The organism is Cellulomonas algicola (genome assembly GCF_019024305.1).
Taxonomy (GTDB): domain Bacteria; phylum Actinomycetota; class Actinomycetes; order Actinomycetales; family Cellulomonadaceae; genus Cellulomonas; species Cellulomonas algicola.
In genome coordinates this window covers 79,769-101,621 of sequence record NZ_JAHKSJ010000008.1, presented here as the reverse complement: position 1 = coordinate 101,621, position 21,853 = coordinate 79,769, and the positions used below count along the sequence as shown (strand labels likewise).

Below are 21,853 nucleotides of genomic sequence, written 5' to 3'. Positions count from 1 at the left end.
GTGTCCCTCGGACGCGACATCGATGTCGCGCGCAGGAGCGAGAGCATCCGTCAGCACCGGGACCGCAGCCGGAGCGCCGCGCGCGGGCAGTCAGCGGGTGCGGTCAGCGGGAGCGGGCTGCGAGAGCCGCGGCGTACAGGTCGCGCTTCGCGACGCCCGCGGCCGTCGCGACGTCGGCCACCGCGTCCTTGAGCCGCTCGCCCGCGTCGGCCCGCGCGAGCACCTCGGCGACCAGGTCCGCCGTCGACGCCGCCTGCGGGCGGTCCGCACCGCTGACCACGACGACGATCTCGCCGCGCACCTGCCCGTCGTGCGCCCACGCCGCGAGGTCCCGCAGCGGACCCCGCCGCACCTCCTCGTACGTCTTGGTCAGCTCGCGGCACACCGCGGCGGCCCGCTCGGCGCCGAACGCCTCGACCATCGCGTCGAGCACGTCGTCGAGCCGGTGCGGCGCCTCGAAGAACACCATCGTCCGTCGCTCGTCGGCGAGGTCGGCGAGCGCACGCGCCCGCTCCCCCGCCTTACGCGGCAGGAAGCCCTCGAAGCAGAACCGGTCGGTGGGCAGGCCGGACAGCGCGAGGGCGGTCAGCACGGCGCTCGGCCCGGGCGCGGCCGTCACGGGGAGGCCCGCCGCGACGGCGGCCGTCACGACGCGGAACCCGGGGTCGGACACCGCGGGCATGCCCGCGTCGGTCACGACCACGACGGTCCCGCCGCCCGCGACGACGTCGAGGAGGTCCGCGGCCCGCTCGGCCTCGTTGTGCTCGTGGTGGCTCACGACCCGCCCGCGCACCTCGACGCCCAGCCGGGCCGCGAGCGCGCGGAGCCGACGGGTGTCCTCGGCGGCGACGACGTCCGCCTCCGCGAGGAGCGTCCGCAGGCGGGCCGACGCGTCGTCGGTGTTGCCGATCGGGGTGGCCGCGAGCACCAACCGCCCGCCGGTCACGGACGCCGGGGCGTCGCCGCACGGGACGGTGCGGGGAGCGGCGTCGGGTGCGTCGGGTCCGGTCACGCCCGACAGCCTGCCATCCGTCGCGCGTCCACCCCTCGTCCGCCCCTGGCCACGGCCACAGGGGTCACCCCTACGATGACCGTCGTGCCGCCCACGCGAGACGACGACGCCGCGCTCCCGGACCACCCGGACGCGCCCTCGGGCGACGCGCCCGCGGCTCGCCCCGGCTCGGCCCCGGCCACCGTCACGACGACCGACCCCGCCGCCCGGGACGACGAGAGCGCGCCCACCGCCGCTCCGCCGCTCCCCGCGGGGCCGACGGCGGACGGCGTCCCGACGCCGGTCGCGCCCCACGGGAGCACCCGGGCGTCCACCCCCGGCCCCGGCGTCGCCGTCGAGCGGGACGACGACGAGCGCGACGGCGACGACGAGCCGTACCGCGTCGACCTCGTGAAGCACGCCGAGGACGAGCCGCCGCTCCCGACGCGCGAGCGCCTGCTGCGCACGCTGCTCGGCGCCGACCGGCTGGCGCTCGACGCGAACCCGCGCGACCGCCTCGCCGGCTGGCTGTGGCCGATCGCCGTCACCGTGCTCGCGGGCATCGCCCGGTTCTGGGACCTGGGCCGCCCGCACAAGCTCGTCTTCGACGAGACGTACTACGTCAAGGACGCGTGGTCGCTGGTCACGCGCGGCTACGAGGCGCAGTGGTCGGCGGAGCCGAACCCGGCGTTCGAGGCGGGCGACACGAGCGGCCTCGGCACGGTCGCGTCGTACGTGGTCCACCCGCCGGTCGGCAAGTGGGTCATCGGGCTGGGGATCCAGCTGGGCGGCGGGCCGGACTCGTCGGCGGTGTGGCGGCTGTCCGTCGCGATCCTCGGCACGCTGTCGGTCCTGATGATCGCGCGCATCGCGCGGCGGCTGTTCGCGTCGACCGCCCTCGGGGTGGTCGCGGGTCTGCTGCTCGCGGTCGACGGCGAGGCGATCGTCATGTCGCGCATCAGCCTGCTGGACCCCGTCCTGACGTTCTTCGTGCTGGCGGCGTTCGGGGCCCTGCTGATCGACCGCGAGCAGGCGAGACGACGGCTCGCGGAACGTGCGGCGGTCGTGATCGACGCGGGCGACGACCTCGGGTGGGGGCCACGGCTCGGCTGGCGCTGGTGGCGCCTCGCGGCCGCGGTGCTGCTCGGGCTGGCGATCGGCACCAAGTGGTCGGGCATCTACTTCCTGGCCGTCTTCGGGCTCATGACGGTCGCGTGGGACCTCTCCGCCCGACGCACGGTCGGGGTGCGGCACTGGGCGCGCTCGGGCGTGCTGCGGGACGGCGTGGTCGCGGGCGTCGCGATGGTCGGCCTCGGGGTCGTCACGTACCTGGGGTCGTGGTGGTCGTGGTTCGCGTCGACGGACGCGTACAACCGGCAGTGGGCGGCGCTCAACCCCGGTCAGGGCGTCGAGTGGCTGCCGCCGGCGCTGCGCTCGCTCTGGAAGTACCACCAGGACATGTGGGCGTTCCACAACGGCCTCGAGACGCCGCACTCGTACGCGGCGCACCCGCTCGGCTGGATCGTGCAGTGGCGGCCCACGTCGTTCTACTACCCGACCGAGGTGTCGGGGCTGCAGGGGCAGGCGGCCGTCGACGCGTGCGGCGCGGACCAGTGCTCGCAGGCGATCACCGCGCTCGGCAACCCGGTGCTGTGGTGGTGCGGCGCGGCCGCGATCCTCGTGGCGCTGGTGTGGCTGCTCCGGTTCCGCGACTGGCGCGCCGGCGCGGTGCTGTCGGGCATCGTCGCGGGCTGGCTGCCGTGGTTCCTGTACGCGCACCGCACGATCTTCACGTTCTACTCGATCGCGTTCCTGCCGTGGGTCGTCCTCACGCTCACCTACGTGCTGGGGCTGGTGATCGGCCCGAAGGACGAGCTGGGCGCGAAGCAGCGCCGCGTCGCGATCTGGTGCGTGGGCGCGCTGCTCGCGCTGGTGGTCGCGGTGAGCGTGTTCTTCTACCCGATCTGGTCGGGCATGGTGATCCCGTACGACTTCTGGCACAGCCACATGTGGATGAGCCAGTGGGTGTGACGCGGCGCGTCTGACGCCGCAGGGCTGGCCCGACGGCGCCGCCAGGTCAGCCCGCGGCAGGGCCCTCCGGCCAGGTGACCTGCGGGCTCGCGTACCAGGCAAACCCGACGTGGTCCCAGAACACCCCGTGCTGCGCGACGCGCGCGGCGAAGTCGTCCCAGTCGCGACGCTCGGGCGCGGTCCACGCGACCTCCGCGACGGCGGCGAGCCGCGGCAGCAGCATCGACGTGAGCTCGGTGAGGTTCGTCAGGGTCTCCGAGAAGACGGCGGCCTCGACACCGACGACGGCCTCGGCGGGGATGCCCGCGATGAGCGTCGACGGCTCCCAGTCGTAGGAGTCGCGCAGCTCGACGTGCCCGGCCCACTCGAGGCCGAGCTGCGTGCCCGCGTCGTACTTCATGTCGAGGTACGCCTTCGACGCGGGCGACATGAGCACCTGGGCCCCGGCCTGCGCCGCGGCGACGAACGGCGCGGGGTCGGCGTTGATGTCCCAGTACTGCACGACCGTCCCGGGCTCGAGCGGCGTCGACGCGATCTCCTGCCACCCGACGACCTTCTTGCCGGCGTCGCGCACGACGGACGACACGAAGCCGACGAGCCGCGCGTACTCGTCGTGGTCCATCGTCAGGACCTCGTCGCCGCCGATGTGCACGTACTCGCCGGGCGTCATCGCGGCGAGGTCGGTGAACACGTCGCGCAGGAACCCGTGGGTCGCGGGCAGGTCGTCGTGCAGGCGGCTGAACCCGACCTCGATGCCGGTGTACTCGTCGGTCGGCTCGCCGCCGGGCGTGAGCTCGCCGTACGCGTGCGTCGCGGCGTTGACGTGCCCGGGCACGTCGATCTCGGGGACGACGCGGATGCCGCGCGACGCCGCGTAGTCGGTGATCTCGGCGAGCTGCGCCGGGCTGTAGAAGCCACCCGGGCCGCCCCCGACAGACGTCGATGCCGAGACGCGCGTGAGGTGCGGGCGCGACGGCAGGTGGACGCGCCAGCCCTGGTCGTCGGTGAGGTGCAGGTGCAGCACGTTGAGCTTGTAGTGCGCCAGCAGCCCGATGACGGACTTCACGTCGTCGACGGTGAAGAAGTGCCGCGCGACGTCGAGCGACAGGCCGCGCCACGTGTAGCGGGGGTGGTCCTCGATGCGGACGGGCGCGATGGTGAGCCGGCCGTCGCCCATGTCCTGGATGACCTGCCGCAGCGTCACGACGGCCCGCACGAGGCCCGCGGGCGTGCGCGCCTGCAGGTCGACGCGGTCGGGGGTGACGACGACGCGGTACGCCTCGTCCGACGCCGGCAGGTCGTCGGTGACGCTGAGCCGCACGACGCTGCGCGCGCCGCCCTCGGTGTAGCGCACCTCGACGGGCCGCCCGGACAGGCGTCCGAGCAGGTCGGCCGCGAGGACGCCCACGGCGACGAGCTCGGGGGCGCTGTCGACGACCAGGATGGTCGGCGCCGACAGGACGAACGGCTCCTCCCCCGTGCTCTCCAGCAGGACGGGACGGGGGATGACGGCGACGTTCCGCACCGGGTCTCCTTCTCGGGGGCGGGCGCCGGGGACGGGCGCCGGGGGCACGCTACTGGACGCGGGCGATGCGGCGGGCGATCACGGCGCACGTCGCGAGCTGCAGCTGGTGGAAGACGATGACGGGCAGTGCGACGCCCGCCGCGACGACGGGCGTGAAGAGCACGGCGGCCATGGGCAGGCCGGTCGCGAGTGACTTGGTCGAGCCGACCATGACGAGCGCCGCGCGGTCGGCCCGGTCGAGCCCGAGGCGTGCGCCGCCCCACCACGAGGCCGCGAGCACGCCCGCCAGGACGAGCGCGCACACGACGACGAGGACGAGCAGCGCGACGGCGGTGACGTCGTCCCACGCGCCCGACACGGACGCCTGGCTGACGGACGTGTAGGCGACGAGCAGGATCGTGCCGCGGTCGGTGAACCGTGTGATCCGCGCGTGCCGGCGTACCCAGCCGCCGATCCACGGCTGCACGACCTGCCCGACGGCGAACGGCAGCAGGAGCTGCAGGAGGATCCCGGTGAGCGACCCGCCGTGCGCGCCGCCGGTCGCCGTCATGAGCACGCCGACCATGAGCGGCGTGACGACGATGCCCGACACGTTGGAGATCGTCGCGCCCGTGATCGCGGCGGCGACGTTGCCGCGGGCCACGGACGTGAACACCACGGACGACTGCACGGTCGACGGCAGGAGCGTCAGGTAGAGCACGCCGCGGCGCAGGTCGGGGGCGAGGACCGCGTCGGGCAGCAGCTGCACGAGCAGGCCGAGCACCGGCAGGAGCACGTAGGTGGCCGCGAGCATCGAGCCCTGCAGGCGCCAGTTGCGCAGGCCGTCGAGCACCTCGCGCGTCGGCATGCGGGCGCCGTAGAGGAAGAACAGCAGCACGATCGCGCACGTCCGGACCGTGGCGAGCACGTCGGCGAACCCGCCCTGCGCGGGGACGAAGAGCCCGAGCAGGAGGACCGCGACGATCATCACGACGAGCGGGTCGACCCACCCCCGCGCGATCTGGAGAAGGCGGGGACGGTCGGGGCGCGGCACCGGCCCATCATGCCCGCGCGTCCAGGATGCGAGCGCATCGAGGACGTCCCGATGCACCCTTCTGCCCCGTTTTCGACCACTCTGTCGGGTGACGTGCGTCGCCCGCGACCCGCTCGCCGCGCGCTCTCACCCGATCGGCTCTAGTTTTCCGGCTACCGGAATGAACCCCGATATGTCAAGGAGCTGTACATGACCCCCGAAGGCATCATCAGCGCGATCATCATCGGTGCGATCATCGGCATCCTCGGACGCCTCGTCGTGCGTGGTCGGCAGCGCATCTCGATCCTGCTGACCATCGTCGTCGGGATCGTCGCCGCCCTGGTCGGCACCTGGCTCGCCACGCTCATCGGTGTCCGGGACACCGGTGGCGTCGACTGGATCGAGCTGTTCCTGCAGATCGGCCTCGCCGCGATCGGTGTCGCCGCAGTGGCGGGCAGCGGCCGCCGCCGCCGCAGCATCCTCTGACGGCGCCGCGCCCGCCCCGGCGCGACAGCACCACCGCACCAGCCTCGAAGGGCCCGGACCGTCATCTCGGTCCGGGCCCTTCAGCCGTCCCTGCGCGGGACGAGCGGCGGGGGCGCGCGGGTCGCGCACGCGAGCCGGGCGCCGCGCACGGCACGCGCGGGCGCGCCCTCAGCTCACGGGCGGGCGCGACCTCTCCTCACACGCAGGCGTGACCTCACTGCACGCGCGGGCCCGACGTCGGCTCGCGGAGCACGCTGATCTCGACGCGCGAGCGGAGCCGCTCGGTCGGCAGGACGTGCGCGAGGTCGGCGAGCACGCGGTCGCAGGCCGCCACGACGCCCGGCAGGTCCGCCCCGGGCTCCACGGTCGTCCGCAGCCGGACGACCGTCTCCCCGCGGTCCCGCAGCACCGCGCCGCGCGCGGACCGCACGTCCCGGTCCTCCGCGAGCACGCCGGCCGCGGTCGCGACCGCCGGACCGGGGTCGACGACGAGCCGGCCCGGCCGGTCACCGCCGGGCAGCCGGAGCGGCCCGACGGACCGCCGCGGCAGGTGCGCCAGCAGCCACCACAGCCCGAGCACGACGAGCACGACCCCGACGAGCGCGAGCAGCAGCGGGTAGCCCGACTCCCCCGTCACGCTCCCCGTGTCGACCGCGAGCCGGCGCGGTGCGGACGGCCAGACGTCCGCGAGGAACCCGACCTGCCACCCGACCGCGGCGACGCCCACGACGACGAGCACGAGCCCGAGCAGCAGCAGCAGGACCCGGTCGACCGCGAGCACCGAACGCCTCATGCGCCGACCCCTCCCGTGCGCAGGGCGTCGCTGACGCGGGCGACGACCTTGACGGCCAGGGGCGTCGTCAGGGGTGCGAGCTGACGTGCGACGGCGGCCTGAACGGGCTCGACGACCCGCGCACCGGGCGGCACCGTCACCGTGACGGTCACCGCCGTGCGGGTCGCCGTGGCCCGTGCGTCGAGCACGTCGTCGACGTCGAGCGCGGCCACGCGGGCGAGCCGCGCGGCGTCGCCGACCCCGATGCTCACACCGCTCGACGCGCCGCGCGCCGACGCGTCGGCCGAGACCGGGAGCCGAGTCCGCCGGCGCCGCCCGAACGCCTCGAGCACCAGCCACAGCCCGAGCAGCGCGATGGCGACGCCGACCGCGGCGACGGCCACGGACGGCCCGAGCCCGTCCAGCCCGTCGACGACGGGCGCGAGCCACGGCTCGCCGTCGATCCGCCCGTCCGCCGCGAGCGCGTCGCGCACGCACAGCACGCCGAGCGCGACCACGACGACGGCCAGGACGATCCCGAGCACACCGGCGCGCGCGGTCCTGCTCGCGTCCCGGGCGGGCGCGAACGTCGAAGGCGACCCGACCTGAGTCATCGCACCCTCGCCACCGGTCGTGCGGCCGAGGCCCGCACGACGTCCCGCACGCGCACGTCGACGCGCCCGACCTTCTGACCGGCCTGCCGCTCGAGCTCGCGCGCGACGGCGTCCTGCACGGCACCCGTGACGTGCGCGGCCGACGACGGCCACACGAGCGCGATCTCGACGTCGACGGACGCGTGGTCGCCCGTGCGGTGCCAGGACACCCGCGGGAACCCGCGACCGAGCGTGCGCTCGACGGTGCCGGCGTGCTCCTCCGAGGCGACGCCGGGCACCTCGAGGGCCACCTGCCGCGTGATCGCCGTCAGGGCCCGGTCGGAGATGGTCAGCGAGCCGCGCGCGCCGGCGTCCGGCTCAGCCACGGCGCCGGCCCGTCAGCGCACCGGTCACGTCGAGGCGCCCGTCGACGGCGAGCCCGACGGCGACACCGACGCCCCCCAGGACGAGGGCCAGCAGGAACATCGCGAAGCCCCCGACGGCCGCGATCAGCGCCAGCAGGAGGCCGGCGAACAGGCCGATGGCAGCAGATGACATGGTCACTCCTCGGTCGGGTCGGCGGGGTCGGCGGGGTCGTCGAGGTCGTCGACGTGCACCCGCACGGGCATGGGCGCGACCGCGGACACGGCCCGCTGCACCCGGGCGGCGGTGGCGGCGACCGGCTGCGTCGCCGAGACGACGACGTGGACCTCGGTGCCGTCGTCGTCGACCCGCACGCCCGTCACGCGACGGCCGGGCAGGTAGGTGCCGAGCCCGCCGAACGGCCCGCCGTGCAGCCGCACGACGCCCGGGACGGCGAGCACCACGGCCGCGACGACCTCGGCGAGCGAGCCCGGCTCGGGGACGTCGGTGAGGACACGACCCGACCCGCCCGGTCGGACCTGCTCGTCGACCGGATGTCCACGGCCCGGTGTGGTCAGGTCGCTCACTGGACCCGCTGCTCCTGCGGCGGTGCGGGCTGCGGGTCGTCCTGCGGCAGGTGCACGTCGTTCACCGCGACGTTGACCTCGACGACGTGCAGGCCGGTCATCCGCTCGACGGCGCTGATGACGTTCCGGCGGATGCCGTTCGCGAGGTCGGTGATCGAGACCCCGTACTCGGCGACGAGGTCCAGGTCGACCGCGGCCTCGGTCTCGCCGACCTCGACCGAGACGCCCTGCGAGTGGTTGGTGCGGGCCCCGGGGATGCGCTCGCGGAGCGTGCCGATCGCCCGGGCGGCGCCGCCGCCGAGCGCGTGCACGCCGGACACCTCGCTCGCGGCGATGCCGGCGATCTTGCTCACCACGGTGTCGGCGATCGTGGTGGTCCCCTCGGGCGTGACGAGCGCGCTCTGGCGGGACGCGACCGGCGAGGTGGTGACGGTCTTGGCGGAGGACTCGGTCATGGTGGCCTCTCTCGACGGGTGCCACGGCGGGCCGGAGCCGGCAGTGCCGCGACGGTGACGCACAGTTGGTCGCCGCTGCGCCGGATTCGTCACGCGCGTCAGGAAGATCCGTTCCGGATGCGCGGCCCGCGTCACCACGGGAGTGTGCGAGGAGTGGACGACGAGGGGGCGCCCGACGCGGTGCTGGCCCGGCGTGCGGCGCTGCACGACCACGCCGCGTTCCGGGCGATCGTGGACCGGCACGGCCCGGCCCTCTACCGCTACGCGCGGCGCATGCTCGACAGCCCCGCGGACACCGAGGACTGCGTGCAGGAGGCGTTCGCCGCCGCGTGGACGTCCCTGCCGCAGTTCGAGGGCCGGTCGTCTCTGCGCACCTGGCTGTTCTCGATCACCGCGCACAAGGTCCGCTCGCTCCAGCGCCGCCGGGCACGCGGCGCGCTCCCGCTCCCGTTCAGCCCGGACGAGAGGGTCGACCTGCGCGTGGCCGACCCGCAGCGGTCTCTCGAACGCTCCGACCTGCTGGGCGCGCTCCACGCGGCGCTCCGCGAGCTGCCCGCAGGACCCCGGTCCGCGTGGCTCCTGCGCGAGGTCGAAGGACTGAGCTACGAGGAGATCGCCCAGATCTCGGGGACGAGCGCGAGTACCGTGCGAGGTCAGCTCCACCGCGCTCGCGCGCACCTGGTCAAGCGGATGGAGGAGTGGCGGTGAACGGCGAGCAGGTTCTCGACCAGGCGACCCGAGCGCTGCGTCAGCACACCGACGCGGGCTGGGTCGGGCTGCGCGACGACGTCGTCGCCGCCGCCGTCCGCGCCTTCCGCCCCGCCGCGCCCGTCCGCGGCAGCTCCGTCGACGGTGAGCTGTGGGTCACCAGCACCGTGCTCGTCGCCCAGGTGCGCGCCGCCCTCGACGGCCTGGGCGACGCCGCAGCCCTGCGGATCACCTGCACGACCACGTCCGACGACGCGCTCGACCGCCTCACCGTCGAGGTCGTCGCCCTGTACGGCACGCCCTTGGTTCCCCTCGCGACGCGCATCCGCGCGAGGGCGGCCGACGCCGTCGCCGCGACCCTGGGCCTCGACACCCCGCCCGTCGCCCTCGTGCAGGTCGACGTCTCGGTCCAGGACGTCACGGACGATCCTCGGACCCTGTGACACCGCAACCCGGAGCGTGAGCCGCGCGCCGGATCGACGGGAGCGCGAACGCCGAAACCAGAACTCTGGGGGGCCCGGCCTTCGGAATGCGGTGGAGCCGGCGCAGTTCGAGGTCCGCCAGCAGTGCGTGCCAGTCAGTTCACCCAGTGCGAGATCACGAGCCCGGTGGCGAGCACGACGGACACGACGGACACGACCAGGGCCGCCCGCTGAAGCGCCCTGCTCCCGGCGCTCCCCCGGAGCCGCACGATGGCCCAGATCAGCGCACCGACCGCGACGACGGGGAACACGAAGAGCGCGAGGCTGGCGACGGCGCACACCAGCAGCCAGACATCCCCCCACGCGACGGACGCCGGCGCGGGCCCGGCGGGCGTGGCGCTCGCCGCGATCTGCTCGACGGACCCGAGCTCGGTGATGACCCGCTCGACGGTCGCGTCCGAGGCTCCGTCCCGCGCGATCACCTCGGAGGCGTGCTCGCGCATCGCCTGGATCGTCTCGGCGCGCTCGCGCGCGTCCGTGCCGACCAGCGCGCGATCCAGGTCGGCGAGATAGGCCTCGAGGAGGTCCGGCAGTCGTGTCGTGGTCATGAGTGGTCCTCGATCGTGGTCGTGACGTCGGCGGCGAAGCGCCCCCAGGTCTCGATGAAGACCTTCAAGGCGGCCTCCCCGGACTGCGTGAGGCGGTAGTACCGGCGGGGCGGGCCGACCGGCGACGGTTCGAGCGTCGTCGTGACCCACCCCTGCTGACGCAGGCGCGACAGCAGCGGGTAGAGGGTGCCGTCGCTGTCGAACAGCACCTTGTCCTGCCGGAGGCGGTCGGCGATCTCCAACCCGTACGCGGGCCCGGAACGCAGGCAGGCGAGGACGCAGAAGTCGACCGTGCCCTTGCGCAGCTGCGTCAGGACCGACGCGGGGGTTGGTTCCATGCAGTACACGGTAGGCGGTTCCATGCATCGCACGCAACCGTATGGCGGTCCAGACGCCGACGGCTCAGCACAGAGGGTGTGGTCCCGCCGCTCGGTTCCGGAGAAACGACGAAGGCCGGACCCTGATGGGTCCGGCCTTCGTCGTGCGGTGGAGCTGAGGGGATTCGAACCCCTGACCTTCTCATTGCGAACGAGACGCGCTACCAACTGCGCCACAGCCCCGCGAGCGGGCTACAGACTAGCACCCCGCCAGGGTCGTTCGTGAAATCGGGTCACTCCCCCGCGGCCCGGCGCTTGGCCAGGATCGCGTTGAGGTCGATGCTGCCGGTGGTCGCCGCCGGAGGCTCCGCGACCTCGGCCACGACCTGCGCGACAGGCTCGGTGACCGTGTCGCCCACGACGGCGGCCTTTGCACCGGCCGCCGCGTCGGCGTCCTCGAGCGGGGCCGGCTCACGGCGCGGCGCGGTGGCCTTCATCGTGTAGGTCGGGCGCGGGACGGGCACGGGCGACCAGGCGCCGTCCTCGTCCTCGGCGGGGGTGCGCGTCGCATCGTCGGCGTCCGCGTCGCGCGTCGCCTTCGACCGGTCGGCGACGCTGGTCCGCACGACGGGCGTCTGCCCGGTCGACGCGTGCCGCGCCGGAGCCTCGGCCTCGCCGCGGTCCTCGACGATGCGCGCGAACACCTCGGTGCTCGCCTCCGACGGGTGCACGGCGCGGCCGGTGACGATCGCGTGCGGGACGCGCACGTCGTGCGTCTCGACGTGCTGCTGGGTCTCGTCCGAGGCGCGCTCCGCGACCGACGCCTTCTGCGCGGGCGCGGACGAGGACGCACGGACCGTCGGCTGCGCGCCCGTGACGGCACGCGTCGGCGCGGACGCCGGGGCGGACGACGTGCGCGACGCCTCCGCGACCGCACGCATCGCGCCGGTCCGCGGACCGCCGGACACGCGGCGCTCGTCGGCCATGCGGGCCTCCCACGCCGCATCGGCGGCGCGACCGGCGAGCACGGCACGACGGCCCAGCACGAGCACGCCGCCGAGCAGCACGCTCGGCACGGCACCGGCGACCCACGTCACGGCGGGCGCGAGGCCCGCGATGGTCCAGCCGGCGATCGTCGCGACCACCAGCACCCCTGCGAGCACGGCACGGCGCCGTGCGGCGGCAGCACGGCGCGCGACCGAAGCCGCTCTCGCTGCGCGCGCCTGCGCGGCACGACGGGCCGCGTCCGCGGTGATCCTGTCCTGCGTCGCCGTCGGTCGGTCCACGGTGGCACCTCCTGTCCCGGGCCCGGCATGGAGCACCGGGAGCCCTGCGCCCGGGGTCAGCAGCCCCGGCGATCCGCCGCTCGTCGTCCCGCAGTCGGCTGATCCGACCGCAGGCGCCTCGCGCGACCGTCGGAACGTCCCCGACCGGCGGAGCCGGCCCGTACGTTCGCTCACGGCGACCACGCGCAGCGCCTCCGAGAACCGGTCGTCAGCCCGGGACTCGAGCAGCTGCTGCCGGTGCCGCAGCTTGTGCGGCACCAGGTAGGCCCCCCACAGAGCCACGAGCGCCAAGGCGACGAGGCCTGCGAGATCGTCCACGTCACGACGGTAGGGGGCGTTCCGCGGACTCGCCGGGACCATATCGGCGTGTCGGGTGGCGCGTCACCCCGCTGAGGCTCCACGGATCGCTCGCCAGCGGGCCAGCAGCCCCTCGGGGACCTCCTCCGTCGTGAGGGCGAACGTCCGGTGGTCGCACCAGCGGCCCTGGATGTGCAGGTACCGCTCGCGCAGCCCCTCGTCGCGGAAGCCGAGCTTCTCGACGACCCGCAGCGACGGCCGGTTCTCCGGGCGGATGTTGATCTCGACACGGTGCAGGCCGAGGACGCCGAAGCAGTGGTCCGTCGCGAGCGCGACCGCCGTCGGCGTGATCCCGCGCCCCGCGACGTGCTCCGACACCCAGTAGCCGATGCTCGCCGACCGCAGCGACCCGTAGGCGATCGACGCGACCGTGAGCTGGCCGACGAGACGGTCCTCGAAGTCGACCGCGAACGGCAGCGTCACCCCCGACCGCGCCTGGGCCGACAGCGTGCGGACGAACGCGCCGAACGTCGGCCGCACCGCCGGCGGCGGCTCGGGGCTCGTCGCGTCCCACGGCTCGAGCCAGCCCGCGTTGCGCGACCGCAGCTCCATCCACGTGTCCTGGTCACGCCGCCGCAGCGGCCGCAGCCGCACGGGCCCGTCCTGGAGGACGGCAGGCCATCCCACCGCCATCAGCGACCGCCCTGCCCCTCTGCACCCAAGGCCGGCCTCATCCCTCGACTCCCGTGGTCGGGCCGAGGTCCCGCTCCGCTCCCGGCGCGTGCCGCTGCGCGCGCCCGCACCGTCCGCTGCGCTGCACCTCAGCCCTCCAGCACGAGGCAGTGGACGATCTGCCCCGGGTGCACGGTGAGGTCCTGCTCGCCGACGACGGCGAGGGCGTTCGCGTGCGCCAGGTCACGGACGGTGGGCGCGGACGGCTCGCCGACGGGCGTCACGCGGTAGCCCTCGTCGGGCGACCCGAGGACCGTCGCCGGCACGAACTGGCGGAGCCCGGGCGGCGACACCCAGCCGCTCGTCGCCTCGGCCGCGACGGACGGGCGGAAGAGCTCGGTGTGGCCGGCCATGGCCCGGAGCGCGGGGCGGACGAACACCTCGAACGACACCTGCGCGGCGACGGGGTGGCCCTGCAGCGCGAAGATCGGGACGGCGCGGTCGCGGCCGAGCTCGTCGCCGACGGAGCCGAACCCGTGCCGGAAGCCGGGGGTCATCGCGACCTGGTCGAGCCGGACGGTCCCGAGCGGCGCGAGCACGTCCTTGACGGTGTCGTGCGCGAGCTCGGACAGCCCGCCGGTGACGACGACCATGTCCGCACGGACGAGCTGGTCGTCGAGGGCCTCGCGCAAGGTCGCGCGGTCGTCCGCGACGATCCCGACGCGCACGGCGTTGGCCCCGGCGTCGCGGACTGCGGCCTCGAGCGCGTGCCCGTCGGCCTCGAACGTCGCGCCGTCGCGCGCCCCGACCGTGCCGGGCTCGACGAGCTCGTCACCGACCGACAGCAGCACGACGCGCGGTGTCGGGTGCACCCGCAGCCGGCCGCGGCCGAGCGACGCGGCGAGCGCGAGCTGGCGTGCGCCGAGGCGCGTGCCGGCGGCGAGGACCTTCTCCCCACCGCGGACGTCGGCCCCGGCGGGCCGGACGTGCTGGCCCGCGACGGCGGGCCGTTGCATCGCGACCTGCGCGGTGCCGCGGTCGGTCTCCTCGAGCGGGACGACGGCGTCGGCGCCGAGCGGCAGCGGCGCCCCCGACGCGACGCGCACGGCCTGCCCGGGGACCAGGCGCAGCGGCGCCTCGAGACCGGGACGCACGTCGTGGGCCACGGGCAGGGCGCGCGACGCGGCGTACCCGGCCGCGACCGCGGTGTCGTGCGCGGCGACCGCGTACCCGTCGCGCGCGGCGAGCGCCTGCTGCGGCAGGTCCCGACCGGCGACGACGTCCTCCGCGAGGATGCAGCCGACGGCGTCGTGCAGGACGACGTCGAGCGGCGCGACCGGGCCGACCGCGGCGAGCACCGCGGCCAGGTGGTCCTGGACCGATCTCATGCGCGCATTCTGCCCTGCCCGCGCACGCGCGCCCGCCGGGTGACCCGCCCGTGTCGGATGTCCCGGGACGGCCGCGATCGCGCGGGCCGCAGCCAGGTTGGAGGGCGCGGCCGCCCGACACGCGCCGCCGACGCCCGGCGGGCCACCGGAACCCGCAGCCGACCGTCGCGGACGATCACCGACGCGAGGAGGGCCGCCGGCGGCGCGGTGCACCGTCGACGGCCCTCGGGGCGGTCAGGAAGGGGTCAGGCGAGCCCGTCGGGTCCGACGGTCGCGCCGTCCGGCACCTGCGACGGCGCGCCCGGGTCGTCGAGCACCGCGTCGCCGGTCACGACGACACCGCTGCCGAACGTCCAGTCGCCGCGCACGCGGAGCGACGTGGCCCGCGCGAGCGACGGGGTCGCGGGGACGCGCGCGTCGAACGCCGCGATGACCTTGTAGTGGTCCTCGTCGAGGTCGACGAACGGCGCCTCGACCTGCGCGACGAGCCGGTGGTCGGGCTCGAGCCGGTAGACGTCCGAGCGGAGCACGAGCAGGTCGTTCGTGGTCTTGACGGGCAGGAAGCGGGACCGGTCGACCTCGAGCACCGCGGCACCGTCGAACACCTCGATCGCCGCGCCCATGGCCGACTCGATCTGCACGACCTTGGTCGACGTCTTGTCGGACGGGTCGACGGTCTTCTCGTTGCGGATGAGCGGCAGGTCGAGCACGCCGCCGGTGCGGTCGAGCTCGGCGTGCAGGGCCCGCAGGTCGAGCCACAGGTTGTTCGTGTTGAAGTACCGGTGCCGGTCGATGTCGCCGGCCGCGTCGGCGTCGTCCTTCGGGGTCTGCGCCGACTCGCGCAGCACGATCCGGCCGTCGGACTCCCGGACGACGAGGTGGCCGCCCTTGCGGTCCGCGGGCGTGCGGCGCGCGACCTCGGCGGCGAACGGCGCACCGGTCGCCGCGAACCACCCCGCGATGCGCGCGTCGGGCGACGCCCCGAGGTTGTCGGAGTTCGACACCGTCGCGTACCGGAAGCCCGCGTCGAGCAGCGCGTCGAGCACGCCCGACGCGTGCAGCGCCGTGTACAGGTCGCCGTGCCCGGGCGGGCACCACTCGAGGTCGGGGTCCGCGGACCACTCGACGGGCGTGAGGTCGTCGGCGCGCAGCTTCGGCTCACGGTTCTGCACGAAGTCCAGCGGCAGGCCGTCGACGACCAGGTCCGCGTAGCCGGAGAGCGCCGCGAGCGTGTCGTCGCGCGTCCGGAAGCTGTTCATGAGGACGAGCGGCAGACGGGCCCCCGTCGCCTCGCGCGCCGCGAGGACCTGCCCGGCGATCACGTCGAGGAACGTCGCGTCGTCGCGCACCCGGAGCAGCGACTTCGCGCGGTCCATGCCCATCGACGTGCCGAGGCCGCCGTTCAGCTTGACGACGGCCGTGACGGCGAGCGCGTCGCGCGCGGCCGCGTCGCCCACGTCGAGGTCCGCCAGGTGCGGGACGTCGGTCAGCGGCCGGACGCCGCTCTCGGGGATCATCCCCGTCTCCCCCGACTCGAGGAGTCCGTAGAAGCGGGTGAACACGTCGACGGCTGTGGGGTGCACCCCGCCGTCGGTCATCTTGCGCTGGGCCTGTGCGAGTCCGTGGGCGCTCATCTTGCGATGCTAGGTCGACCGGGTGCGAGAGCGCAGTGGCGGGCGTCACGCGACCCGTGACATTGGTCCGTCGTTCGGGCTCCCGTCATGTGCTGGGACGCGTGCCCCGCCGACGTTCACGGCCGCGACGCGCCCCCGACGCGCGCACCGTGGGCCAGACTGGACCCATGAGCAGCGTCGCCCAGCCGTACCCGCACGCCGCCGAGGGCGACGAGGTCGAGGAGGTGAAGGAGCGGCTGCGGCGCTCGATCCGCGACGCACGGCACACGCGCTCCCCCCGACGACGCGACGCGGCCGCGCAGGCGCTCGCCGACGTCGTCACCGCGATCCCCGCCGTGTCCGAGGCGACCTGCGTCGCGCTCTACGCTGCCCGCCCCTCCGAGCCCGGCACCGTGCCGCTGCTGGACGCGCTCGCGGCCCGCGGCGTCCGCCTGCTGCTGCCCGTGCTCGGCTCCGGGCTGCAACGCGACTGGGCCGAGTACGCGGGCGCCGACGACCTGCGCGAACGTGCACCCGGCCGCCCGCCCGAGCCCGGCGGGCCCACGCTCGGCGCGGGCGCGCTCGCCGACGCCGACGTCGTGCTCGCCCCCGCGCTGGCCGTCGACACCGCGGGCGCACGGCTGGGGCAGGGTGGCGGCTGGTACGACCGGGCGCTGCAGCACGCGCGGCCCGGGGCGCCCGTCATCGCGATCGTCTTCCCGGAGGAGCTGTACGACGCGGAGACGCGTCCCCTGCCGCGCGAGCCGCACGACCGTCTGGTCGACGGTGTCGCGACCCCGGACGGCTGGCGACCCGTCGGGCCGGGCACGGTCTGACGGGCCCGACGGGTTTGGCCGGCCTGACGGAGCCGACGGGTCGGTCGGGCGGGCCTGACGGGCCCGACGGGTCGGCGCGGGCGCGCCGCCTCGGTGCAGCGGCCCGCCTGCGGGACGAGGAGCCTCAGTCCGTCGACGGCAGCAGCGTCAGGTGATCCGTCGCGTCGGCCTCCGTCGCGGCCTGCGTGAACGGCCACGGGAACGTCTCCCCGGTCGCCCACGCCTTGAACTGGTCGGTGTAGTGCACGCTCGCGGGGTGGCCCGACGTGCCGGTGAGGTTCACCCACGTCGAGGAGTCGAGGTCCCCCAGGTCGACGACCATCCGCATCGACGGCGCGGCCGTCACCGCGTACGACGGCGTGCTCGCGTCCCACGCGGTCGCGTCGACGATGGCCGAGCCGCCGCCGACACTCAGCGGCGACGGGTTGACCAGGCGCCGCAGGACGCCCGGGAGCGACTCACCGCCGAGCACCGGGTGCTCGGGCGCGGCGACGTGCAGCATGCCCCAGCGCCAGTCCTCGGCGTCGCGGCCGAGCTGCGTCGTGAGCTGTCGGCGGGCCGACACCATCGCGCGCGTGAGGATCTCGTCGCGACCTTCCACGACGGCGGGCGTCGACCGGTCGTCCCACCAGGGCGACGACGGGTCGTCGACGAGGCGTCGCACGACCTCGAGCCAGCGCGAGTCGCCCGCGGGCGACGCGTCGTCGGGCAGGTCGTCGTCGAACGCGAGCGTCAGGATCGTCTTCCACACCGCCGCGAAGTACGCGGCCGCCGCGGAGTCGGACGACGACACGCGGTCCCAGTCGCGCAGCAGCTCCTGGCCGTCGTCGTCGAACTCGTCCTCGATCGGCAGCGACAGCAGCGTCGGCACCAGCATGTCGGCGTACGGGTTCCGCTGGTCCGACTGGATCTCCGCCATGTCGGCCACTGTCACGGGCTCGCCCGTCGCGAGCCGCTCCGTCAGCAGCGTGCGGATCCGCTGCGAGCGGTAGCCGTAGTCCCAGTCGTCGGTGAGGAACGGGCCCACGCCGCTCGGCGTCACGGCCTGGTTCGCGGCGACGACGAAACCCTCCGCCGGGTCGAGCGTGCGGGGCATGTCGGCCGGGTCGACGAACCCCTGCCAGTCGTACGCGCTGTCCCAGCCGGGCCGCGGCCACGTGCCGTCCGACGGGACCGGACCGCCCAGCACCGACGTCCGCACCGGGATCCGGCCCGGCGCCTGGTAGCCGATGTGGCCGTCGACCGTCGCGAACACGATGTTCTGCGCGGGCACCTCGAGGAGCGCCGCGACCGCGGCGACGTCGTCCGCGTCGCGCGCCGTGGCCATCGCGAGCAGCGCGTCGGCCGTCCGGCCCGGCTGCAGCGCCGTCCAGGCCAGCGCGACCTCGAACTGGCGGCCCGGCGCGCCGTCGGGCACGGGCGCGTCCTCGACCGCGTCGACGTCGAGGACGTCGGACACGATCGGGCCGTGCACCGTCTCGCGGACGTCGAGCTCGACCGACCGGCCGCCGTTGACGTGGATGACCTCGCGCCGGTGCCGGATCGGAGCGGTGCCGCCGTCCCGCACGGTCACGTCGTCGTCGACCTTCTCGAGGAAGAAGTCCGTGACGTCCGCGCCGAGGTTCGTCAGGCCCCACGCGAGGTCGGCGTTGTGCCCGATGACGACACCGGGCATGCCCGCGTTGGCGAACCCCGTGACGTCGTAGGGGCACTCCGCCGTGACCTCCGCGCAGCGCAGGCCGACCTGCGCCCAGATGCCCGGGGCCGAGATGCCGAGGTGCGGGTCGTTCGCCAGCAGCGGCGCGCCGGACTCGGTGTAGCGTCCCGAGACCGCCCAGGAGTTCGACCCGACGCCCTCGCCGTCGCCGACCAGGTGCGGCACCGCGTCGAGCGCCCGCTGCGCCGACGCGAGCGCCGCCTGCAGGTCGTCGCCCGCGAGGTCGAGCCCCGTCGTCGCCGCCGTCGTGGTCGCGCCCTGGCCCACCTGTTCCGCCGAGAGGATCGGCTGGTTCACATCCTGCGGGTAGGCGGGGAACAGCTGCTCGACGCGGGCGACGTCCTGCACCGACGCGAACGTCCGCGCGCGTGCCAGCTCACGGTCGTAGTTGCCGCGCAGGTCCCACGCGAGCGCCTTGAGCCACGCGAGCGAGTCGACCGGGTCCCACTTCTCGGGGGCCGGCGTGCTCGTCCGGGCCCCGAGGACCGTGTACTCGACCGCGATCTGCGAGGGGTCCCGGTCCGCCAGGTACGCGTTGACCCCGTCGGCGTACGCCTGGAGCGCGTCGCGCGTCGACTGCTCGACGACGTCCCACTCCTGCTCCGCGACGTGCCGCCAGCCGAACGTCCGGATCACCTTGTCCGCCGCGAGCGCGTCCTCGTTCTCGCCGACGAGCTCCGACAGCCGTCCGGCGGTGACGTGCCGGCGGTAGTCCATCTCGAAGAAGCGGTCCTGGGCCGTGACGTACCCCTGCGCGCGGAACAGGTCCTCGGACGTCGACGCCGTGATCGTCGGCACGCCGCGCGGGTCGCGGGTGACCGTCACCTCGCCCTCGAGGCCGGGCAGCGTGAGCTCGCCGGACACCTCGGGCAGCGGACGGCGCAGGACGACGACCACGCCCACGGCCGTCGCCACCAGGGCGAGGACCAGGACGACGGCGACGGTCGCGAACGCGACCCGGACGAGGCGCAGGCGGGACACGTTGCGAGGGTACTTGTCCGTCTGGGCCCGGGGTGGCAGCACACCAGACCTGGGGATGACCAGCGGCGGCGCTCCGCGAGGTCCGCGTCCGGGTACCCGCGGAATGCAGTCGGCGCGCGTGCCGTTAGGATTGGCACTCGATCCATGTGAGTGCCAGGCCACCCGGGCGTCCCGCCGGGCCGGCCCGTCGACCTCGTCCAGGAGCCCCGATGCCCACCTACGCCTACGCGTGCACGGCGTGCGGTCACGCCTTCGAGATCCAGCAGTCGTTCTCCGACGCCTCGCTGACCGTCTGCCCCGAGTGCGAGGGCCGGCTGCGCAAGGTGTTCTCGGCCGTCGGCGTCGTGTTCAAGGGCTCGGGGTTCTACCGCAACGACGCGCGCTCGTCGGGGTCGACGTCCTCGTCGACGACGTCCTCCTCGTCTCCCTCGTCGTCCGGCTCCCCCTCGTCGTCGTCCACGTCCGGCTCCTCCTCGGGCAGCGCGTCGACCAGCGCCCCGAGCACGACCTCGTCGACGTCGACCACGAGCAAGGCACCCGCCGCCTCGTCCTGACGGCCGCGGCGGCGACCGTCGCGGCGAGCGGTGCCGCCGGCCGCCAGGATCCGACGCTGGCCCTCGCGAGGCGGGCCTCGCGTCGACCCGCCCGCGACGCACGAGGTCGGGCCGGACGACGTGCCGGGCCGCCCGACATCTCGCCGTCGCTCCGGGTGCACCGCACGTCGGGCCGCATCCGGACGGGCCGTCCCCGTCGGGTCGCGAGCCGTCCACAGCCCGCCCTCGCGCGCGGACGCGCACCGACGGCGTCCCGCACCACCAGGGCTCCGACGGTGCGTCCGTAGCGTCGCGGACGTGTCTCTCGACCGACGTGACCCGTCCCGACCGGACCGCCCGCCACCGCTCGCGCGTCGCCGCGCACCCGTCGCGCTGCGCGCGCGTGTCCTGCTGTGGCGGGCTCGTCCTGCACTGCTGGCGCTGACCCTCGCCGTGGCCGCTCTCGGCGTCGTCGGCGCGCTGCGGCCCCCGCCGCCACCGACGGTCGAGCTCGTCGTGGCCGCACGGTCCCTCGACGCCGGTGCGACGCTCGCCGACGGTGACCTGACGGTGCGCGCCGTGCCGGTGACCGTCGCACCCGACGACGTCCCGGCCGACGCCGACGCAGTCGTCGGACGGGTCACGGCCGTGGACCTCGCGACCGGCACCCCGCTGGTCCCGGGCGTGCTCGTGGCGTCGGACGCGACCGGCCCACCCGGCACGGTCGTCACCGCAGTGCGCCTCGCCGACGAGGCGGCCGCGGCGCTCCTGCGGCCCGGGATGCGCGTCGACGTCCTCGCGGCGACTCCCGACGAGGGCGACGGGCGCGTCGTCGCGACGCGTGCCCTCGTCCTGCCGACGCCCACCGAGGAGTCCCCGCCCGACGTGGTGTCCTTCGGGGCGGACGCCGGCCCGGCGCCACCCGTCCTGCTCGCCGTCACGCCCGACGAGGCGCGCGCGCTTGCCGGCGCCTCGGCGACCGCCTTGCTCTCTGCGGTGGTCGTGCCATGATCGTCCAGTCCAGCGACAGGGCCCCTCCGACCGGCCCTGACGCACGCCGTGAGCTGCCGGGGGCACACATGACCGACACCGTCAACAAGGGCCTGCGGGGCGCCGGCGAGCACCTGCGCGGGCTGCCGAAGGTGTTCCAGGGCTTCAAGGACTTCATCTCGCGCGGCAACGCGATCGAGCTCGCCGTCGGCGTCGTCATCGGCGCGGCGTTCACGGGCGTGGTCACCGCGCTCCAGGACGGGTTCATCGGCCCGCTGATCGCGGCGATCTTCGGCGAGCCGGACCTGTCCGCGCTGGGCCGCTTCACGATCAACGGCGCCACGTTCTCGATCGGGGTCATCCTCAACGCGCTGCTGCAGTTCCTCATCACCGCGGCGGCGGTGTACTTCGTCATCGTGCTGCCGCTCAACGCCCTGGCCGCGCGGCGCAAGCGTGGCGAGGAGGAGGAGCCCAAGGCGCCGGCCGAGGACATCCTGCTGCTCCAGGAGATCCGCGACCTGCTCGCCGCCCGCCCCAGCCCTGCCGTGGCCAACGACGCCGGCGCGGTTCCGGGGACCGGCACGGCTCCCGGCACTCCCCCGACGTTCCAGCCGGGCAGCGGCCCGGCGACGCCTCCTCCGATCGCCTGACACCACTGCGGGCGAACCCG

General features: G+C 75.0%; 24 protein-coding genes, 1 tRNA gene and 1 pseudogene. 8 read left to right on the top strand and 18 right to left on the bottom strand.

The window, feature by feature from the left end; genetic code table 11:
• Positions 1-103 precede the first annotated feature (103 nt).
• On the bottom strand, positions 104-1,012 hold the full coding sequence (rsmI, locus tag KOV94_RS07755; RefSeq protein ID WP_372449455.1) for a 16S rRNA (cytidine(1402)-2'-O)-methyltransferase: 909 nt from the start codon (positions 1,010-1,012) through the stop codon (positions 104-106).
• An 84-nt stretch (positions 1,013-1,096) separates the two neighbouring features.
• Here rsmI and KOV94_RS07750 point away from each other — a divergent pair, with 84 nt between their 5' ends.
• Positions 1,097-3,022: a dolichyl-phosphate-mannose--protein mannosyltransferase gene (locus tag KOV94_RS07750; protein WP_308160430.1), complete on the top strand. Its 1,926-nt coding sequence runs from the start codon at positions 1,097-1,099 to the stop codon at positions 3,020-3,022.
• A gap of 46 nt (positions 3,023-3,068) precedes the next feature.
• Here the strand turns inward: KOV94_RS07750 and KOV94_RS07745 are convergent, their stop codons facing one another.
• Both KOV94_RS07745 and KOV94_RS07740 read right to left on the bottom strand, forming a co-directional pair.
• Entirely contained in the window at positions 3,069-4,547 is a 1,479-nt protein-coding gene (locus KOV94_RS07745; RefSeq protein ID WP_124342127.1) for a beta-N-acetylhexosaminidase, read from the bottom strand.
• A 49-nt stretch (positions 4,548-4,596) separates the two neighbouring features.
• Complete coding sequence (locus tag KOV94_RS07740) at positions 4,597-5,580, bottom strand: bile acid:sodium symporter family protein (protein ID WP_307720287.1); 984 nt, start codon at positions 5,578-5,580, stop codon at positions 4,597-4,599.
• A gap of 189 nt (positions 5,581-5,769) precedes the next feature.
• On the opposite strand from KOV94_RS07740, the gene KOV94_RS07735 reads away from it, so the two are divergent.
• Positions 5,770-6,045 (top strand): GlsB/YeaQ/YmgE family stress response membrane protein, encoded by a 276-nt coding sequence (locus KOV94_RS07735; protein WP_124342128.1) that lies wholly within the window; start codon positions 5,770-5,772, stop codon positions 6,043-6,045.
• 214 nt (positions 6,046-6,259) lie between these two features.
• Here the strand turns inward: KOV94_RS07735 and KOV94_RS07730 are convergent, their stop codons facing one another.
• From KOV94_RS07730 to KOV94_RS07705, 6 genes are read right to left on the bottom strand one after another with little or no spacing between them, the layout of a single operon-like run.
• The gene (locus KOV94_RS07730; protein WP_124342129.1) at positions 6,260-6,838 is read right to left on the bottom strand and encodes a hypothetical protein; all 579 of its coding nucleotides are present in this window, start codon (positions 6,836-6,838) and stop codon (positions 6,260-6,262) included.
• On the bottom strand, positions 6,835-7,431 hold the full coding sequence (locus KOV94_RS07725) for a hypothetical protein (RefSeq protein WP_218051727.1): 597 nt from the start codon (positions 7,429-7,431) through the stop codon (positions 6,835-6,837). Before KOV94_RS07725 ends, KOV94_RS07730 begins: the two co-directional genes overlap by 4 nt.
• A complete protein-coding gene (locus KOV94_RS07720; RefSeq protein ID WP_218051726.1) occupies positions 7,428-7,796 on the bottom strand; it encodes an Asp23/Gls24 family envelope stress response protein in 369 nt (122 codons plus the stop codon). Before KOV94_RS07720 ends, KOV94_RS07725 begins: the two co-directional genes overlap by 4 nt.
• The gene (locus KOV94_RS07715; protein WP_218051725.1) at positions 7,789-7,968 is read right to left on the bottom strand and encodes a DUF2273 domain-containing protein; all 180 of its coding nucleotides are present in this window, start codon (positions 7,966-7,968) and stop codon (positions 7,789-7,791) included. The genes KOV94_RS07720 and KOV94_RS07715 overlap by 8 nt, the downstream gene beginning before the upstream one ends.
• Positions 7,969-7,970: 2 nt before the next feature.
• The gene (locus KOV94_RS07710) at positions 7,971-8,360 is read right to left on the bottom strand and encodes a hypothetical protein (RefSeq protein ID WP_225916287.1); all 390 of its coding nucleotides are present in this window, start codon (positions 8,358-8,360) and stop codon (positions 7,971-7,973) included.
• Positions 8,357-8,815, bottom strand: a complete 459-nt coding sequence (locus KOV94_RS07705; protein ID WP_218051724.1) for an Asp23/Gls24 family envelope stress response protein — start codon at positions 8,813-8,815, stop codon at positions 8,357-8,359. The genes KOV94_RS07710 and KOV94_RS07705 overlap by 4 nt, the downstream gene beginning before the upstream one ends.
• 153 nt (positions 8,816-8,968) lie before the next feature.
• On the opposite strand from KOV94_RS07705, the gene KOV94_RS07700 reads away from it, so the two are divergent.
• Positions 8,969-9,523: an RNA polymerase sigma factor gene (locus KOV94_RS07700; RefSeq protein WP_200829654.1), complete on the top strand. Its 555-nt coding sequence runs from the start codon at positions 8,969-8,971 to the stop codon at positions 9,521-9,523.
• A complete protein-coding gene (locus KOV94_RS07695) occupies positions 9,520-9,966 on the top strand; it encodes a hypothetical protein (protein WP_124342135.1) in 447 nt (148 codons plus the stop codon). The genes KOV94_RS07700 and KOV94_RS07695 overlap by 4 nt, the downstream gene beginning before the upstream one ends.
• Positions 9,967-10,100: 134 nt before the next feature.
• Here the strand turns inward: KOV94_RS07695 and KOV94_RS07690 are convergent, their stop codons facing one another.
• The 7 genes from KOV94_RS07690 to KOV94_RS07660 form a co-directional block, all read right to left on the bottom strand.
• The gene (locus KOV94_RS07690; protein ID WP_218051723.1) at positions 10,101-10,553 is read right to left on the bottom strand and encodes an HAAS signaling domain-containing protein; all 453 of its coding nucleotides are present in this window, start codon (positions 10,551-10,553) and stop codon (positions 10,101-10,103) included.
• Positions 10,550-10,891, bottom strand: coding sequence for a PadR family transcriptional regulator (locus KOV94_RS07685; RefSeq protein ID WP_160142843.1), 342 nt, complete (start codon positions 10,889-10,891; stop codon positions 10,550-10,552). The genes KOV94_RS07690 and KOV94_RS07685 overlap by 4 nt, the downstream gene beginning before the upstream one ends.
• A gap of 149 nt (positions 10,892-11,040) precedes the next feature.
• A tRNA-Ala gene (locus tag KOV94_RS07680) sits at positions 11,041-11,113 on the bottom strand.
• A gap of 50 nt (positions 11,114-11,163) precedes the next feature.
• On the bottom strand, positions 11,164-12,474 hold the full coding sequence (locus KOV94_RS07675; protein ID WP_218051722.1) for a SepX/GlpR family protein: 1,311 nt from the start codon (positions 12,472-12,474) through the stop codon (positions 11,164-11,166).
• Positions 12,475-12,537: 63 nt separating this feature from the next.
• The gene (locus tag KOV94_RS07670; protein ID WP_124342139.1) at positions 12,538-13,146 is read right to left on the bottom strand and encodes a GNAT family N-acetyltransferase; all 609 of its coding nucleotides are present in this window, start codon (positions 13,144-13,146) and stop codon (positions 12,538-12,540) included.
• 128 nt (positions 13,147-13,274) lie between these two features.
• Positions 13,275-14,513 (bottom strand): molybdopterin molybdotransferase MoeA, encoded by a 1,239-nt coding sequence (locus tag KOV94_RS07665; protein ID WP_218051721.1) that lies wholly within the window; start codon positions 14,511-14,513, stop codon positions 13,275-13,277.
• Positions 14,514-14,758: 245 nt separating this feature from the next.
• A complete protein-coding gene (locus KOV94_RS07660) occupies positions 14,759-16,147 on the bottom strand; it encodes a UTP--glucose-1-phosphate uridylyltransferase (RefSeq protein ID WP_218051720.1) in 1,389 nt (462 codons plus the stop codon).
• 167 nt (positions 16,148-16,314) lie between these two features.
• Between KOV94_RS07660 and KOV94_RS07655 the strand changes: the two genes are divergently transcribed.
• Positions 16,315-16,962 carry a 5-formyltetrahydrofolate cyclo-ligase gene (locus tag KOV94_RS07655; RefSeq protein ID WP_218051719.1) on the top strand — a complete coding sequence of 216 codons (648 nt, stop codon included), beginning with the start codon at positions 16,315-16,317 and terminating at the stop codon, positions 16,960-16,962.
• A 124-nt stretch (positions 16,963-17,086) separates the two neighbouring features.
• Here KOV94_RS07655 and KOV94_RS07650 read toward each other — a convergent pair whose 3' ends face one another.
• Positions 17,087-19,660, bottom strand: coding sequence for a penicillin acylase family protein (locus KOV94_RS07650; protein WP_218051718.1), 2,574 nt, complete (start codon positions 19,658-19,660; stop codon positions 17,087-17,089).
• Positions 19,661-19,869: 209 nt separating this feature from the next.
• Here KOV94_RS07650 and KOV94_RS21210 point away from each other — a divergent pair.
• Positions 19,870-20,010, top strand: a pseudogene (locus KOV94_RS21210) (FmdB family zinc ribbon protein); the annotation flags it as partial.
• A 14-nt stretch (positions 20,011-20,024) separates the two neighbouring features.
• Here the strand turns inward: KOV94_RS21210 and KOV94_RS21205 are convergent.
• The gene (locus KOV94_RS21205; protein ID WP_307720288.1) at positions 20,025-20,186 is read right to left on the bottom strand and encodes a hypothetical protein; all 162 of its coding nucleotides are present in this window, start codon (positions 20,184-20,186) and stop codon (positions 20,025-20,027) included.
• A gap of 325 nt (positions 20,187-20,511) precedes the next feature.
• Between KOV94_RS21205 and KOV94_RS07640 the strand changes: the two genes are divergently transcribed.
• Both KOV94_RS07640 and mscL read left to right on the top strand, forming a co-directional pair.
• Complete coding sequence (locus tag KOV94_RS07640) at positions 20,512-21,204, top strand: SAF domain-containing protein (RefSeq protein ID WP_218051717.1); 693 nt, start codon at positions 20,512-20,514, stop codon at positions 21,202-21,204.
• 68 nt (positions 21,205-21,272) lie between these two features.
• Positions 21,273-21,833: a large conductance mechanosensitive channel protein MscL gene (mscL, locus tag KOV94_RS07635; protein WP_218051716.1), complete on the top strand. Its 561-nt coding sequence runs from the start codon at positions 21,273-21,275 to the stop codon at positions 21,831-21,833.
• Positions 21,834-21,853 lie beyond the last annotated feature (20 nt).

Bases quoted from the DNA above. Each gene is read 5' to 3' on its own strand.
- KOV94_RS07735 (WP_124342128.1), top strand. From the start codon at position 5,770: ATGACCCCCGAAGGCATCATCAGCGCGATCATCATCGGTGCGATCATC.
- KOV94_RS07730 (WP_124342129.1), bottom strand. From the start codon at position 6,838: ATGAGGCGTTCGGTGCTCGCGGTCGACCGGGTCCTGCTGCTGCTGCTC.
- KOV94_RS07725 (WP_218051727.1), bottom strand. From the start codon at position 7,431: ATGACTCAGGTCGGGTCGCCTTCGACGTTCGCGCCCGCCCGGGACGCG.
- KOV94_RS07715 (WP_218051725.1), bottom strand. From the start codon at position 7,968: ATGTCATCTGCTGCCATCGGCCTGTTCGCCGGCCTCCTGCTGGCGCTG.
- KOV94_RS07705 (WP_218051724.1), bottom strand. From the start codon at position 8,815: ATGACCGAGTCCTCCGCCAAGACCGTCACCACCTCGCCGGTCGCGTCC.
- KOV94_RS07690 (WP_218051723.1), bottom strand. From the start codon at position 10,553: ATGACCACGACACGACTGCCGGACCTCCTCGAGGCCTATCTCGCCGAC.
- KOV94_RS07685 (WP_160142843.1), bottom strand. From the start codon at position 10,891: ATGGAACCAACCCCCGCGTCGGTCCTGACGCAGCTGCGCAAGGGCACG.
- KOV94_RS07670 (WP_124342139.1), bottom strand. From the start codon at position 13,146: ATGGCGGTGGGATGGCCTGCCGTCCTCCAGGACGGGCCCGTGCGGCTG.
- KOV94_RS07665 (WP_218051721.1), bottom strand. From the start codon at position 14,513: ATGAGATCGGTCCAGGACCACCTGGCCGCGGTGCTCGCCGCGGTCGGC.
- KOV94_RS07660 (WP_218051720.1), bottom strand. From the start codon at position 16,147: ATGAGCGCCCACGGACTCGCACAGGCCCAGCGCAAGATGACCGACGGC.
- KOV94_RS07655 (WP_218051719.1), top strand. From the start codon at position 16,315: ATGAGCAGCGTCGCCCAGCCGTACCCGCACGCCGCCGAGGGCGACGAG.
- mscL (WP_218051716.1), top strand. From the start codon at position 21,273: ATGACCGACACCGTCAACAAGGGCCTGCGGGGCGCCGGCGAGCACCTG.